The sequence below is a fragment of the Micromonospora sp. USAFONa4 genome (genome assembly GCF_057197825.1).
Genome location: NZ_CM170072.1, coordinates 6,803,401 through 6,818,035, shown reverse-complemented (window position 1 = coordinate 6,818,035; position 14,635 = coordinate 6,803,401). Strand labels below are relative to the sequence as shown.

Below are 14,635 nucleotides of genomic sequence, written 5' to 3'. Positions count from 1 at the left end.
GGCCCACCCGGGCGTACGGCTCAGAGCATCGGGCGGCCGACCACCGAGGCGACCAGGCGGGCGAACTCCTCCAGGCGGGCGATCTGTCCGGCGCCGCCGTCGTCGAGGGTCTTGCCGAAGCGCAGCGCGTCGTGCCGGGGCGCGCCCACCGCCTCGTCGCTGGGCGGCGCCTCGTCCAGCGACGTGAGCAGCAGGTAGACGTCGATGCTGTCGACCCGGATCCCGCCGTCCTCGGCGCGGGTGAGCCGGCGCCGGCAGCCGACCTCGGTCACGGTGGAGACCGGCACCACCCGCAACGACGAGGTCATCGAGCCCGGCGGCCCGTCCTCCGGCGGCACGTCCTCGCCGTGCCAGAGGACGAGGCGGCTGCCGTCGCAGACCACGACCTCCTGCCACACCCCGTTGACCTCGTTGACGAAGCGTTCCAGGGTGAAGCCGAGCACCGAAGCGCCGCGCAGCACCCCACCGAGCGCCTCGAGCGCGACGTCGGGGTCGCGCAGGTACGCCCGGGCCGCCGATTCGAGGTCCTGGTAGGGCGACCAGTCCGGGAACACCGCCGGCAGGTCACCCCCGCCGAAGCCGGGCCGGCTCATGCCACCTCCCCGTGCCCGGCCCGCCGGCTCGCGCCGACGGGCGGGATCCGTCCGTTCACTCCTCGTCGCCCCGCTGCGCCGTCACGGCCGTTCCGCGTCCTCGGCCGCCTGCTGCGCCGAGGCAGCCGCCGCCTGCCTGGCGGCTTCGGCCTCGCGCAGCGCCTGGCGGCGTTCGGCGTACGCCTCGGCGCCCTTGCTGGGCTTGCGGCGCCGCGGCGGTGCGGTGACGCCGGGGGCGAGCTTACGCGCGGAGACGAGGAACGCGGTGTGCGCGATCATGCGGTGGTCCGGTCGCACGGCCAGCCCCTCGGCGTGCCAGTCGCGCACCAGCGACTCCCAGGCCCGCGGCTCGGTCCAGCCGCCGCGCTCACGCAGCGCCTCGACCAGCTCGGACAGCTGCGGGGTGGTGGCGACGTAGCCGATGAACACGCCACCGGGCACCAGCGCCCGCTCGACCATGTCGAGGGTCTCCCACGGGGTGAGCATGTCGAGGATGATCCGGTCGAAGCCGGTCTCGGCGCACCCGGCGACGTCGCCGACGTGCAGGTGCCACGCCGGGTGCGGCCCGTTGAAGAACGCCTCGACGTTGCGCCGGGCGATCTGGGCGAAGTCGTCGCGCACCTCGAACGAGTGCAGCTCGCCCCCGGTGCCGACCGCGCGCAGCAGGGAGCAGGACAGCGCGCCGGAGCCGGCGCCGGCCTCCAGGACCTTGGCGCCGGGGAAGATGTCGCCCATGGCGACGATCTGGGCGGAGTCCTTCGGGTAGATCACCTGGGCGCCGCGCGGCATCGAGAGCACGTAGTCCGACAGCAGCGGTCGCAGGGCCAGGAACGCGGTGCCGCCGCCGGTGGTGGTGACCACGCTGCCGTCGGGCAGGCCGATCAGCGCGTCGTGCTCCAGGATGCCGCGGTGGGTGTGGAACGCCTTGCCCGGCTCCAGGGTGACCGTGTGCATCCGCCCCTTGGGGTCGGTCAGCTGCACCCGGTCGCCGATCCGGAACGGGCCGCGGTGCACGGGGGGCAGCGCCGGGGTGTCGGTGGGCACCGGGGTGCCCGGTTCTGCCGGGGCGGCGGGGGGAGTTGCGGTCACGTGTTCATCTTCCGTTGAGGTTCGAGGAGCTGAGCCAGATCCGCGATGTGCAGAATGCCCACGACATCTTCGCCTGAGGTCACCACGTACTGCGCGCCCGGGTGGGTCTGCACGGTCTCCATCACGCGTTCCCCGTCGAGTCCCACCGGCATCGTGGGCAGGTCGGGCAGGGATCGGGCGACCGCGTCGACGGCCAGCCAGGGGCGGCGTTCCACGGGCACGGCGTCCGCCGCCGCCGGGTCGACCAGGGCGACCGGCCGGCCGGCGGTGTCGGTGACCACGAGGGCGGCGCCCGGGGTGCTCCCGTCGGCGCGCCGGCGCTGCGCCTCGGCCAGCGGCGTGCCGGTGGGCACGGCGAGCACGGGCCGGGCCAGCCGGGCCAGGTCGATCAGCGGGAAGCGGCGGCTGATCCGGGCCATCCGGATCGACTGCCCGGCGCCGCGCCACAGGGTGAACGCGACGAGCAGCATCAGCGGCAGCGCCAGTGGCGCCAGGTCGCGGGTGAAGGTGAGCAGGGCGACCAGCGCGGCGGTGCCGACGGCGACGACGCGTCCCACCCAGCCGGCGACCTCGGTGCCGCGGTGCCGGTCGCGGGTCACCGCCCAGACCGCCGCCCGCAGCGCCCGGCCGCCGTCGAGCGGCAGACCGGGCAACATGTTGAACAGCGCGACGATGACGTTGCTCACGGCCAGTTGGAAGGCGAGCTGGTTGGCCAGGGTGCGGTCGGGCAGGGCGAGGGTGGCGGCGACCGCGAGCACGCCGAGCACGGCGGAGACGGCCGGGCCGGCGAGCGACACCAGCAGGTCGATCCGGGGCGTCGGGGCGTCGCGGTCCATCTCGGTGTAGCCGCCGAGCAGTTCCAGGGTGATCCCGCGCACACCGATGCCGTAGCGGCGGGCGGTGAGGGCGTGGCCGAGCTCGTGCAGGAGCACCGAGCCGAGCAGGGAGACCACGAAGCCGAAGCCGATCAGGTAGCCGGCGAGCTGGGACAGGTCGAGCTGGCGGCGGGCGAACTCGGCGTAGAGCACGGTCACCAGCAGGGTGAGCAGCACCATCGAGCCGTTGAGGTGCAGCGGCACCCCGAACACCCGGCCCACGGTCAGGCCGCCCCGCGCGTCGGGCCGGCGGCGCGGTCGCCTCGTCTGCTCCATCGGATCGATGCTACGCGGCGGAGATCATGCGCCGGCGTGGCGACGGGGACCGGACGCCGGCGCGGCGGTCGTGCACAGGCCGGTGACGCGATCATGCACCGGTGCGGCGACGGCGGTGGTGTCACACCGGTGCCCTAACCTTCCGGGCATGACGGCGGAACCGGTGACCACGCAGCATTCCCCGACCCCGGCCGAGGTCCCGGCGACGGTGCGGGCCTCGCTGTCGCCGTCACGGGCGGCGGATTTCAAGACCTGCCCGCTGCTCTACCGGTTCCGCAGCATTGACCGGCTGCCCGAGCGGCCGACCGTCGAGCAGGCCCGGGGCACGCTCGTGCACGCGGTGCTGGAGCGCCTGTTCGACCTGCCGGCCGACGGGCGCACCCCGACGGCCGCCGGCGACCTGGTGGCCCCGCAGTGGGACCGGCTCGTCACCGAGCAGCCCGAGCTGGCGGCGCTGTTCGCCGACGGCGACCCGGCGGCGACCGAGTTCCTCCGCTCCGCCGCCGGGCTGCTCGAGGGCTACTTCGCGGTGGAGGACCCGCGCCGGCTGGAGCCGGCCGAGCGGGAGAGCCTGATCTCGGCGGTGGTCGACGAGGAGCTGCTGATCCGGGGCTACGTCGACCGGCTCGACGTGGCACCCGACGGGGCGCTGCGGGTGGTCGACTACAAGACCGGCGGCGCGCCGCGCGAGGCGTTCGAGGCCCGGGCGTTGTTCCAGCTCAAGTTCTACGCGCTGGTGCTCTGGCGCACCCGGGGCGTGGTCCCCCGGGTGCTGCGGCTGCTCTACCTCAAGGACGCGGAGGTCTGCGACTACGCCCCGGACGCCGACGAGCTGCTGCGCTTCGAGCGCACCGTGGTGGCGTTGTGGCGGGCGATCGAGCAGGCGACCGCCCAGCAGGATTTCCGTCCCCGCCCGAGCCGGCTCTGCGACTGGTGCAGCCACCAGGCGCTCTGCCCGACCTTCGGGGGCACCCCGCCGCCGTTCCCGACGCAGGCGGCGCCGGATCCGCTGCGCGACGCCCGGTCCCGCCCGACGCCTCCCGGCGCCGACGAGTGACCGGCTGACCGGCGCACCGCCATGCGGTGAGGTCCGCCGCCGGTCGGCGGGTGCGTGAGAGGTGACATCGCCGCCGATTCGGCCGGTCCGCCCGGATGGGGCACGCGGCGGACGACACCGCACGGCCGGTCGTCTGGCGCCCCTGCGGCGGTGGCACCCGCCTCGGCCGCCCCGACAGGGACGAGTTGCTCTCCTCCTGAGGGATGAGGCCGGGCTCACCGCCGGCGACGATCAATCGGCCGCCACGGCGGATAGCGTCGCGGGTATGACTTCGGGCCCCCGGCAGTGGCTGCGCCGGCACCCCGTCGCCGTGGACGTGCTGCTCGCCGGCGGGCTCGTCGTGGCGGAGGTGGTGCTCACCGCGTTGACCCCCCGCGAATACTGGCCGGGGCGCCTGCTGGCGGCGCTGGGCTGGAGCGTGGTCTGCGCCGCCCCGGTGGCGTGGCGGCGGGTGGCGCCGTGGGCGGCGGTCGCGCTGGCGGTGGCGACGCTGGCGGTGCCCCTGCTGCTCGGGCCCGCGCCGACCACGCAGGGCATGACCTTCATGGTGCTCACCTACACGGCGGCCGCCGCCGGGCCACCGCGTACGGCGGTCGTGGCGGCGCTGGTGCTGTGGATACCGGTCGCCGCCACCAGCGCCCTAGCACCGCCGCCCGACGAGCTGCTGGCGAACGTCAGTCCCGCCTACCTGGTGCTGAACAACCTGCTGGTGGGGGTGGTGTCGTACTCGGTGGGACGCGCGGTGCACGCCCGTCGGGCCTCCACCGAGGCGCTGCGGGAGCGGGCCCGGGCGGCCGAGGAGAACCAGCGTTCGCTGGCCGAGCGGGCGGTCGCCGACGAACGCCGCCGCATCGCCCGCGAGCTGCACGACGTGGTCGCGCACCACGTCAGCGTGATGGGGGTGCTGGCCACGGGGGCCCGCCGCGTGCTGCCGAAGGATCCGGGCGCGGCCGACGGGGCGATCGCCACCATCGAGGAGACCAGCCGGGCGACGCTGCGGGAGATGCGCCGGCTGCTCGACGTGCTGCGTACCGACGCCGAGCCGGCCGCCGAGCTGGCTCCGCAGCCGGGGCTCGCCGGCATCGAGGCGCTGGTGGAGCAGGTGCGCGACGCCGGCCTGCCGGTGACCCTGCGGGTCGAGGGCACCCCGGCGACGCTGGAGGAGGGGGTGGCGTTGACCCTCTACCGGATCACCCAGGAGGCGCTGACCAACGCGCTCAAGCACGCCGGCGCGGCCACCGCCCAGGTGCTGCTGAGCTTCGATGGGGACACGGTCGACGTGGAGATCGCCGACACCGGGCGCGGCCCCGGGCCCGACGGCGACCGCATCGGGCACGGCCTCGTCGGGATGCGGGAGCGGGTCGCCCTCTACGGTGGTGTCCTGCGTACCGGGGCGCGGCCGGGCGGGGGCTTCCGGGTGTCGGCGAGGATACCGGTGGAACCCCGGGACGCGGCGGCGTGACCGGGGATCGGGACGGGGGAATCAGGTGACCGACGCGACGGTGCCGGCACGGCCGGTACGCATCCTGCTCGCCGACGACCAGCCGCTGCTGCGTACCGGCTTCCGGATGGTGCTGGGCACGGAGGACGACCTGGACATCGTCGCCGAGGCCGCCGACGGCCTGGAGGCGGTGGAGCTGTCCCGCCGGCTGCTGCCCGACGTGGTGCTGATGGACATCCGGATGCCACGGATGGACGGGGTCGCCGCGACCCGGGCGATCGTCGACGCCCGGCTGCCGGTGCGGGTGCTGATCCTGACCACCTTCGACCTGGACGAGTACGTGGTGGGGGCGCTGCGGGCCGGGGCGAGCGGATTCCTGGCCAAGGACGTGCCGGCCGACGACCTGGTGGCGGCGATCCGCACGGTGGCCGCCGGGGACGCGGTGGTCGCGCCGCGGATCCTGCGGCGCCTGCTGGACCGCTTCGCCGACGCGCTGCCCGACCCCGCGGCCGCGCCGCCCCGCACGCTGAACGCGCTGACCGAGCGGGAGCGGGAGGTGCTCGTGCACGTGGCCCGGGGGCTGTCCAACGCCGAGATCGCCCGGGCGTTGTCGGTCAGCGAGACCACCATCAAGACCCACGTCGGGCACGTGCTGACGAAGCTGGGGCTGCGCGACCGGGTGCAGGCCGTGGTGCTGGCGTACGAGTCGGGGCTGGTCCGCCCGCGGGCGTAGCGCCTCGTCGCCGGCCGACGCGGGCCGCGTACCCGGGGATCCGCCACGGCACGCGGCGCGGTTGCCGCCGTCACCTACCGTGACCGGTGACGTCGCCGCGCGGTTGACCCTGACGCGGCGTCACTGTGCAGGATCGGTCCCGGCCGGCGGAACGCCTTCGACCGGCCGCCCACTCAGGGGCAACCCTGAGTTGGCATTGGGGGGCACCCGCAGCGCGAAATCCGCCACGGCTCCGACCGGAGTCGGAGGGATCGGGGCCGGCGAGCACAGATGATGGGACTGCCGTGCCGGACCAGCGGGGGCGGCGCGGACCGAAGACAGACGGAAGAGGTAGATGACGTGACCGCGACGGTAGGCCAGCAGGCGCAGGCCGCGGCCCGGGCGAACGACGTGTGGAAGGTGTACGGCAGCGGCGAGGCGCAGGTCGTCGCGCTGCGGGGGGTCAGCGCGGAGTTCGAGCGGGGCCGGTTCACGGCGATCATGGGGCCGTCGGGCTCGGGCAAGTCGACGTTGATGCACTGCCTCGCGGGCCTGGACTCGGTGACCCGGGGCACGGTGTCGATCGGCGACACGAAGGTCACCGGCCTGGGCGACGCGGGCCTGACGAAGCTGCGCCGCGACAAGGTCGGCTTCATCTTCCAGCAGTTCAACCTGCTGCCGACGTTGACGGCCAAGGAGAACATCCTGCTGCCCCTGTCGATCGCCGGACGCAAGCCGGATCCGGCCTGGTACGACACGGTGATCGCCACGGTCGGGCTGCAGGACCGGCTGGACCACCGGCCGGCGCAGCTCTCCGGCGGCCAGCAGCAGCGGGTGGCGTGCGCCCGGGCGCTGGTCGCCCGGCCCGAGGTGATCTTCGCCGACGAGCCGACCGGCAACCTGGACTCGCGGGCCGGCGCGGAGGTGCTGAACTTCCTGCGCAACTCGGTGCGCGAGCACGGGCAGACCATCGTGATGGTCACCCACGACCCCACCGCCGCCGCGTACGCCGACCGGGTGGTCTTCCTCGCCGACGGGCAGATCGTCACCGAGCTGATCGAGCCGACCGCCGACACGGTGCTGGACACCATGAAGAAGCTGGACACCCCCGCCGAGGTGGCGCGCTGATGTTCCGCGCGACCCTGAAGAGCCTGCTGGCCCGCAAGGTCCGGCTGATCCTCTCCGGCCTGGCCGTGGTGCTGGGCGTCATGTTCGTCTCCGGCGCGTTCGTGCTCACCGACACCCTCGGCCGCTCGTTCGACGCGATCTTCGCCGACGCGTACGAGGGCGTGGACGTCAACGTCGCCGCCAAGCCGAAGATCGACATCGGCGAGACGGAGGGCATGCCGGTGGCGGCGCCGGTGCCGGCGGCCACCCTCGACAAGGTCCGGGCGGTGCCCGGCGTCGCCGAGGCCACCGGCGTGGTCGGCGTCGACGGGGCGCGGCTGATCGGCGGCAACGGCAAGGTGGTCGCCTCGTTCGGCCCGCCGCAGCTCGGCGAGAACTGGACCGGCGAGAGCGACCTGGTGCAGTTGCGCGAGGGGCGGGCCCCGCAGGCCGACGACGAGATCGTCATCAACAAGGCGCTGGCGACGGCCGGCAAGGTCAAGGTCGGCGACCGGGTCGGCGTGCTGACCCTCCAGCCGAAGCAGGAGTTCACCATCGTCGGCGTCTTCGGCTACAGCGGCGGCCGGGACTCCATCGGTGGCGCCAACGAGATCATGTTCACCACGCCGGTCGCGCAGAAGCTGATGCTCGGCACGCCCGACACCTTCAGCAACCTCTCGGTCACCGCCGCCGACGGGGTGTCCGACGAGGCGCTGCGCGACGCCGTGGCCGCCGCCGTGGGCGCCGACTTCGAGGTCAAGACCGGTGCGCAGCTCTCCGAGGACGCGGCGGCCGGCATGAAGGAGGCGCTGTCCTTCTTCAACCGGATCCTGCTCGGCTTCGCCGCGGTGGCGCTGCTGGTGGGCACCTTCCTGATCCTCAACACCTTCTCGATCATCGTGGCGCAGCGCACCCGCGAACTGGCGCTGATGCGCGCCGTGGGGGCCAGCGGCCGGCAGATCATCGGCTCGGTGGTGCTGGAGGCCATCGCGGTGGGGCTGGTCGCCTCGGTGTTGGGCCTCGGCGCGGGCATCGGCATCGGCGCGCTGCTGGCGTACCTGTTCAGCACGTTCGCCGGCGGGCTGACCCTGGCGGGGATCGGCGTGCCGCTCTCCGCCGTGGTCGGCGCGTTCTCCGTCGGTCTCGTGATCACCGTGGTGGCGGCGCTGCTGCCGGCGCTGCGGGCGTCGCGGATCCCGCCGATCGCGGCGATGCAGGACGTGGCCACCCCCGACCGCCCGTTGACCAAGGTCACCGTGGCCGGCGCGATCGTCACGGCCGTCGGCGGCGCGCTGCTGGCGCTGGGGCTCACCGGCAACGCCGGGGGCAACACCCTCGCCACCATCCTCGGCGGGGTGCTGTTCGCCTTCATCGGCGTGGCCCTGCTGACGCCGCTGATCAGCCGGCCGGTGGTGAGCCTGCTAGGCGCGCTCTTCGCCTGGTCGGTGCCGGGCAAGCTGGGCCGGCTCAACTCGGGGCGCAACCCGCGTCGCACCGCCATCACCGCCGCCGCGCTGATGGTCGGCATCGCGCTGGTCACCGGCGTGACGGTGATCCTGGACTCCGCGAAGAGCAGCATCGGCGGGCTCGCCCAGGACAGCCTGAAGGCGGAGCTGGTGATCGCCGGGGCGCAGAGCGGCCCCCGGCCGCCGAGCTTCGACCCGGCGGTGCTGGAGAAGGCCGCCGCGATCCCGGGGGTGCGCCTGGCCGACGGCGAGTACGGCGACCTGGCGATCGTCGGCGGCGAGCGCACCTGGGTGGCGGCGAGCAGTGACGTCGCCGCGCTGCGGCAGATCTTCGGGGCCGAGCCGACCGCCGGCGACATCGACCGGTTGGCGCCGGACGGGATGCTGGTCAGCTCCGACACCGCGACGGCGCGCGGCCTCTCCGTGGGCTCGAAGGTGCCGGTGCAGACGTCCCGGGGCGAGGCGCGCACGTACACCGTGACCGGCATCTACGCCAGTTCCCAGCTGACCAACCCGGTGGTGCTGCCGGCGGAGGCGGCGAGCGGCTTCGCCATCCCGCAGCCCATCCAGGGCTTCATCCAGCTGGCGCCGGGCACCCGGGTGGCCGACGTGCAGCCGCAGATCGAGGCGCTGCTGGCCGACTCCCCCGAGGTGTCGGTGGCCGACCGGGAGGGGTTCATCGAGCAGCAGACCGGTCAGCTCGACGGGCTGCTCATGATGATCCAGATCCTGCTGGCGCTGGCCATCGTGATCGCCGTGCTCGGCATCATCAACACCCTGGCGCTGTCGGTGCTGGAGCGCACCCGGGAGCTGGGGCTGCTGCGGGCCATCGGCCTGCGCCGGGCGCAGACCATGCGGATGATCACCGTGGAGGCGGTGGTGATCTCGGTGTTCGGCGCGCTGCTCGGCGTCGTCGTCGGCGCCGGCCTCGGTGCGGCCGTGGTCGAGGCGCTGCGCGACGAGGGCATCACCGACCTGGTGCTGCCCTGGACCCAGATGGGGATCTTCCTCGGCCTCGCCGCGATCGTCGGGGTGGTCGCCGCGGCGCTCCCGGCGGTGCGGGCCGCCCGGATCAACGTGCTCGGCGCCATCGCCCACGACTGATCCCGCCGCACGACGAGGGCCCCGCCGACCGGCGGGGCCCTCGTCGCCTCAGGCGTCGCTCGTCGCCTCAGGCGTCGCTCGTCGCCTCAGGCGCCGGACGGTGGCGCGCCGAGCAGGGCGGCCAGCAGCTCCAGGTCCGCGCCGGTCAGGCTCTCCAGCTGGTGTACGCCGTCCAGCGGCCCGATCGGCACCTCCGCCGGTACGGCCAGCACCGCCGCGCCGGCGGCGAGCGCGCTGGCCACCCCCGTGGGCGAGTCCTCGATCGCCACGCAGCGGGCGATCGGCACGCCGAGCAGCCGGGCGGCGGTCAGGTACGGCTCCGGGTGCGGCTTGGCCGCCTCGACCTCGTCGCCGCAGACGACCGCGTCGAAGCTGTCGCGCCCGAGGGTGTCCAGCGCCACCTCCACCAGGGGCCGGCCGCTGGAGGTCACCAGCGCCGTCGGGATGCCCGCCGCCCGGACGGCCCGCAGCAGGTTCAGCGCGCCGGGGCGCCAGCGCAGCCCGGTGCGGAACAGCTCCAGGATCCGGGCGTTGATCCACGCCGCGCTGGCCTGCGGGTCGCGCCCGGGCTGGCCCAGGTCGTCGTGCAGGAGGCGCATCGACGCGGCCATGCTGGAGCCGATCATCGCCTTGCGGGCCGCATCGGAGAGGGTGCCGCCGTACTCCGCCGCCAGCTCGTGCAGCGCGACGTCCCACAGCTTCTCACTGTCGACCAGGGTGCCGTCCATGTCGAAGAGCACGGCGGCGGGATGGTGGCTGTTCAGGGGGTCCTCCCTCGGTTGCGTACCCGGGGATCCTCTCAGCCGCCACGCCGCCGGCGCGTGCCCAGTGCCGCGGGGTGACCTGGCCGACGGGTTGCGTGCGGGCGCGAGACTCGGGGACAACCGGTCGCCGGCACGGCGGCCCCTCGCCCGGAGGTCGCCATGCGCGTCCGATCCCTGCTCTCCCGGTGCACCGTGCTCCTGCTCGCCGCCGCCGTCGCGATCTGGCCGGCGGGGCCGGCCGCCGCGGCGAGCCTGCCCCTGGACCGCTGCTACGACCTGGAGACCCCCCAGCACGAGGATGAGCGGGACTGGTTCGCGCCGGGCAACGTGCACACGACGTGGCCCTCCCCGGTGGGCATGGTCGACCGGGACGTGTTCCGGGCGTCGGCCCTGGGCAAGGTCCGCATCGACCACTGGGGCACCCAGAAGTCCATCTCCGGCGAGCTGCCGCTGGCCGGTAGCGGCTGGCCGGCGCCGGACGCCCCCCGGTACGCGCTGATCGCCAAGGTGACCTCGGGGTCCATGCTGGTGCTGAGCACCGGGTTGTTCTACGGGTCGGGCCGCTGGTTCCCGGTCGGCGCCGACAGCGGCTGCATGCTCTACTACAACGCGGGGGCGCCGTCGCGGCTGGTCTTCTCCTTCAACGACCCGAACCTCGGCGACAACGGCGGCGGGGCGTCGGTGTGGGTACGACAGTGGTGGAACTGACTGCGACCCGGCGGCCTCAGCTCAGGTCGCAGGCGGCCAGGGAGCGCTCGTAGCCGCGGAAGAACGACTCCGTGCGCTGCTCGGCGGTGCCGTGCGCCCCCTCGGCGAACCAGGGCTGGTCGGGGGCGTCCCCGACGGCCAGCAGCCCCTCGCGGAACTCCTCCAGGTCACCGTCGGCGAGCTGGAGCGCCTTCGCGCGTACCGAGTCGCCGAGGTAGGCCCCGGCCATGCAGTCGGCCTGCAACTCCTGCTGGATGGTGTAGGAGTAACGGATGCCGAGGCGGGCCTGGATGCCGTGCGCGTACTCGTGGCCGAGCAGGTAGAACACGAAGGCGTCGCCGACCTGGCGGAACGCGTTCACCGACCAGTTCACGTCGTAGGCGATGAAGTCGCCCGCGGAGCAGTAGACCGCGTTGTTGCGCGGCAGCGGCTGCCCGCCGCAGGAGACCTCCCCCGACCGCTCGTACGGGATGATCCGGCGGATCGGGCGGAACCGCTGCCCCGAGGCCTTGAACTGGGCGGCCCAGTACCGCTCGGCAATGCTCTGCGCGTCGGCGACGTCCTGCCGGAACTCCGCGACGCTGGTCGTGCCGTCGGCCCGGGTCTGCTCGGCAGCCGGCGCGGAATCGCCGTCCGGGCGCGGCGGCGCGGGCTGCGGTCCCTCCGGATCGGACACCCCGCCGACCGCGCAGCCGACCGCCGCGACGAGGGCCACCAACAGGCCCGCCAGCGAGGTTCGTCCCCGGCGTCGCACGCGCGTCGTCACAGTGCCCTCCCCGGCGTCGGCGTCGCGGCGTGCAGTACCCCCGTGGTGGCTCTCCCATACCCGGACACGGACGCACCCCGGCGGCAAAGCTGCCCCGGTTCGCCGGCCCGAGGACGGTCAGGGGCTGGCGGCGAGGAAGACGAAGGCGGCGAGCAGCACCAGGTGCACGCCGCCCTGGAGCACGGTGGCCCGCCCCGGCACCACGGTCAGCACGCTGGTGACGACGGTGAGGGCGAGCAGGGTCACCTGGGTGCCGCCGAGGCCGAGCAGCAGCGGGCCCTCCAACCAGATCGAGGCGAGCGCTATCGCCGGGATGGTCAGCCCGATGCTGGCCATGGCCGAGCCCAGGGCCAGGTTCAGGCTGATCTGCACCCGGTCGCGGCGGGCGGCCCGGGCGGCGGCGATCGTCTCGGGCAACAGCACCAGCAGCGCGATGATCACGCCGACGAACGACGGGGGCAGGTTCGCCCCGGCGACGGCGGACTCGATCGCCGGGGAGACCGACTTGGCGTCGCCCACCACGGCGACCAGTGCCACCAGCAGCAGGCCGAGGCTGAGCAGGGCGGCCCGGGCCGACGGCGGCTCGGCGTGTCCCTCCGCGTCGAGAGCCCGGCCCTGGCTGTTGACGGGCAGGAAGTAGTCGCGGTGGCGGCCGGTCTGCACCATGACGAAGAGGCCGTAGAGGGCGAGCGAGACCACGGCGGCGAAGGCGAGCTGCGCCGGGGTGAACTGCGGGCCCGGCCGGCTGGTGGTGAAGGTCGGCACGACGAGGCTCAGGGCGGCGAGGGTGGTCACGGTCGCCAGCGCGCCGCCGGTGCCCTCGGAGTTGAAGACCGCCACCCGGCGGCGCAGCGCCCCGAGCAGCAGCGACAACCCGAGGATCCCGTTGCAGGTGATCATGACGGCGGCGAAGACGGTGTCGCGGGCGAGGGACTGCGTCTTCTCGCCGCCGCTGATCATGAGCGTGACGATCAGGGCGACCTCGATGACGGTGACGGCCACGGCGAGCACGAGCGAGCCGTACGGCTCCCCCACCCTGTGGGCCACCACCTCGGCGTGGTGCACGGCTGCCAGCACCGCCCCGGCCAGCAGCACGGCCACCACGACCACGACGGGGCCGGACAGGTCGCGCCCCCAGGTCAGGATCAACACCAGGATCGCCAGCAGCGGCGTGACGACGGTCCAGTCGGTCAGACGGGTGCGGAACAGCGCGGCCATGCCCCCACCCTCGCAGAGGCGACGATCATCCGGCCCCGGACCGTCAGTCCGGGTCCGGCAACCACGGCCCCAGCACGGCGGGATCGGCGACCGCCTGGCGTACCCGCGACCGCTCCGGTGCGGTCAGCGGGAGGGTCACGAGCCGACCGCCCCAGTCGGGCACCAGCTCCGGCTTGCCCAGCGCGAGCGACAGCTCGATCAACCCGGCCAGCGCCAACGCCTGTTCGACGGCCGGCGCCGCCTCGCCGTGCCGGCGCAGCCCCGAGTTGAGCGCCCGGAAGGCGGCCAGGTCGTCGGTCTTGAACTCGCGCAGGATCCGCGCGTTGTCGAGGACCCGGGCCAGCCCCTGCAACCGCTTGGAACCGCCGTACTCCAGCTCCGCCGGCTCGTCGCGTCGGATGAAGACGATGGTGTTCCCCGACGGATCGACGACGCTGAACCGCGACGCACCGGCACGGTAGCGGGTCATCCGGGGGCGTCCCTTGGCGAGCACCCTGCCGTAGGTGCGGCGCATCGCCTCGCTGAACGCCGCGTGGTACGGCGCGACCTCGTCGACCATCACCAGGCAACCGCCGGTGTTCTCGGCCGACGGGTCCACGCCGCTCGGCGCGCCGCCGTAGTGCAGCTCGAACCCGCTCCACCGGAACGCCAGGTAGACGTATGGCTTCGTCTGCTCGTACGTGACCTCGAAGTCGAGCGCGCGCCAGAACGCCAGGGTCTCCTCCGCCGACACGCAGTGCAGCAGCGGCACCGTGGTCTCGTTCGGCTGGACGTGGTTCTCGGTCATCGTCGGCACCCACTCCCCGTCCGGGTCGACAGCCCGGCCATTGTGCCAACGTGCGTGGCGCCACGCACGCCCCCGGGCGGGGCGAGGACGGGCGTGACCGGCCCCGCCCGACGGATGACGCGGAGGGTCGGGGCGCGGGCTCAGTGCGCCGACGTGGCGCCGAGTTCGACGAGGAGCACACCGGCGGCGATGAGACCGATGCCGAGCATCATGACCTTGGTGAGCGGGTCGTCGAAGGCGAGCCGCGCGATGATCGCGGTCAGGGCGATGCCGGCCGCGGCCCAGACGCCGTAGGCGACGCCGACGGCCATGCCGGCGCGGAGGGCCAGGCTGAGGAAGACGAAGCACGTCATGTAGCCGCGCGCAGCGCGAGGGTCCCGCTCACTTCCAGGCCGATGGCTCCGGCGAGGTACAGCCACTGCTTCACGGTCGTCGCCTTCCACGGTCAGGTCTTCGCGGCGACAGCATGACCCGACCGTGTCGATTGCGGCGAATCGCCCCTCGCCGCGCCCGCGGTGTCTCCACGATGTGAACAAGGTCGGACTCGATACTGAGAGGGGTAGTGCGCATGAGGCGTCGACGCAGCAGGAGGGTACCGCTGCTACAGGCGGCAGCGATGTCCCTAGCGGCGATGGTGGCGGCGGCAGCCGTCGTACGGGCCCGTCGCCGCCG

Annotated in this window: 14 protein-coding genes; 6 read left to right on the top strand and 8 right to left on the bottom strand. The window is 73.9% G+C overall.

The genetic code is table 11. The features are described 5' to 3' along the window. Positions 1-20: 20 nt before the first annotated feature. The 3 genes from AC0OO9_RS29395 to AC0OO9_RS29385 all read right to left on the bottom strand — a co-directional run bounded on the left by AC0OO9_RS29395 (position 21) and on the right by AC0OO9_RS29385 (position 2,770). Positions 21-593: a hypothetical protein gene (locus tag AC0OO9_RS29395; RefSeq protein WP_132237455.1), complete on the bottom strand. Its 573-nt coding sequence runs from the start codon at positions 591-593 to the stop codon at positions 21-23. Between the two features lie 81 nt (positions 594-674). Beyond that, positions 675-1,682, bottom strand: coding sequence for a tRNA (adenine-N1)-methyltransferase (locus tag AC0OO9_RS29390; protein ID WP_484513958.1), 1,008 nt, complete (start codon positions 1,680-1,682; stop codon positions 675-677). Further along, complete coding sequence (locus AC0OO9_RS29385; RefSeq protein ID WP_484518086.1) at positions 1,679-2,770, bottom strand: site-2 protease family protein; 1,092 nt, start codon at positions 2,768-2,770, stop codon at positions 1,679-1,681. Before AC0OO9_RS29385 ends, AC0OO9_RS29390 begins: the two co-directional genes overlap by 4 nt. 211 nt (positions 2,771-2,981) lie before the next feature. Between AC0OO9_RS29385 and AC0OO9_RS29380 the strand changes: the two genes are divergently transcribed. From AC0OO9_RS29380 to AC0OO9_RS29360, 5 genes are all read left to right on the top strand, one after another. Then, positions 2,982-3,890 carry a RecB family exonuclease gene (locus AC0OO9_RS29380; protein ID WP_484513957.1) on the top strand — a complete coding sequence of 303 codons (909 nt, stop codon included), beginning with the start codon at positions 2,982-2,984 and terminating at the stop codon, positions 3,888-3,890. A 265-nt stretch (positions 3,891-4,155) separates the two neighbouring features. Beyond that, positions 4,156-5,352 carry a sensor histidine kinase gene (locus AC0OO9_RS29375; RefSeq protein WP_484513955.1) on the top strand — a complete coding sequence of 399 codons (1,197 nt, stop codon included), beginning with the start codon at positions 4,156-4,158 and terminating at the stop codon, positions 5,350-5,352. Positions 5,353-5,377: 25 nt separating this feature from the next. After that, positions 5,378-6,064: a response regulator gene (locus AC0OO9_RS29370; RefSeq protein WP_484513954.1), complete on the top strand. Its 687-nt coding sequence runs from the start codon at positions 5,378-5,380 to the stop codon at positions 6,062-6,064. 339 nt (positions 6,065-6,403) lie between these two features. Then, a complete protein-coding gene (locus AC0OO9_RS29365; protein WP_484513953.1) occupies positions 6,404-7,171 on the top strand; it encodes an ABC transporter ATP-binding protein in 768 nt (255 codons plus the stop codon). Continuing rightward, positions 7,171-9,720, top strand: a complete 2,550-nt coding sequence (locus tag AC0OO9_RS29360) for an ABC transporter permease (RefSeq protein ID WP_484513952.1) — start codon at positions 7,171-7,173, stop codon at positions 9,718-9,720. The genes AC0OO9_RS29365 and AC0OO9_RS29360 overlap by 1 nt, the downstream gene beginning before the upstream one ends. A gap of 86 nt (positions 9,721-9,806) precedes the next feature. Here the strand turns inward: AC0OO9_RS29360 and AC0OO9_RS29355 are convergent, their stop codons facing one another. After that, positions 9,807-10,460: an HAD family hydrolase gene (locus tag AC0OO9_RS29355; protein ID WP_484513951.1), complete on the bottom strand. Its 654-nt coding sequence runs from the start codon at positions 10,458-10,460 to the stop codon at positions 9,807-9,809. A gap of 183 nt (positions 10,461-10,643) precedes the next feature. On the opposite strand from AC0OO9_RS29355, the gene AC0OO9_RS29350 reads away from it, so the two are divergent. Continuing rightward, complete coding sequence (locus AC0OO9_RS29350) at positions 10,644-11,192, top strand: hypothetical protein (RefSeq protein ID WP_484513950.1); 549 nt, start codon at positions 10,644-10,646, stop codon at positions 11,190-11,192. 16 nt (positions 11,193-11,208) lie between these two features. On the opposite strand, the gene AC0OO9_RS29345 is transcribed toward AC0OO9_RS29350, so the two are convergent. The 4 genes from AC0OO9_RS29345 to AC0OO9_RS29330 form a co-directional block, all read right to left on the bottom strand. Beyond that, positions 11,209-12,045: a neutral zinc metallopeptidase gene (locus AC0OO9_RS29345; protein ID WP_484513948.1), complete on the bottom strand. Its 837-nt coding sequence runs from the start codon at positions 12,043-12,045 to the stop codon at positions 11,209-11,211. 30 nt (positions 12,046-12,075) lie between these two features. Next, positions 12,076-13,176, bottom strand: coding sequence for a calcium:cation antiporter (locus tag AC0OO9_RS29340; protein WP_484513947.1), 1,101 nt, complete (start codon positions 13,174-13,176; stop codon positions 12,076-12,078). A gap of 43 nt (positions 13,177-13,219) precedes the next feature. Then, on the bottom strand, positions 13,220-13,963 hold the full coding sequence (locus AC0OO9_RS29335; protein ID WP_484513945.1) for a VOC family protein: 744 nt from the start codon (positions 13,961-13,963) through the stop codon (positions 13,220-13,222). Positions 13,964-14,103: 140 nt separating this feature from the next. Further along, on the bottom strand, positions 14,104-14,316 hold the full coding sequence (locus AC0OO9_RS29330) for a DMT family transporter (protein WP_484513943.1): 213 nt from the start codon (positions 14,314-14,316) through the stop codon (positions 14,104-14,106). Positions 14,317-14,635: the final 319 nt, after the last annotated feature.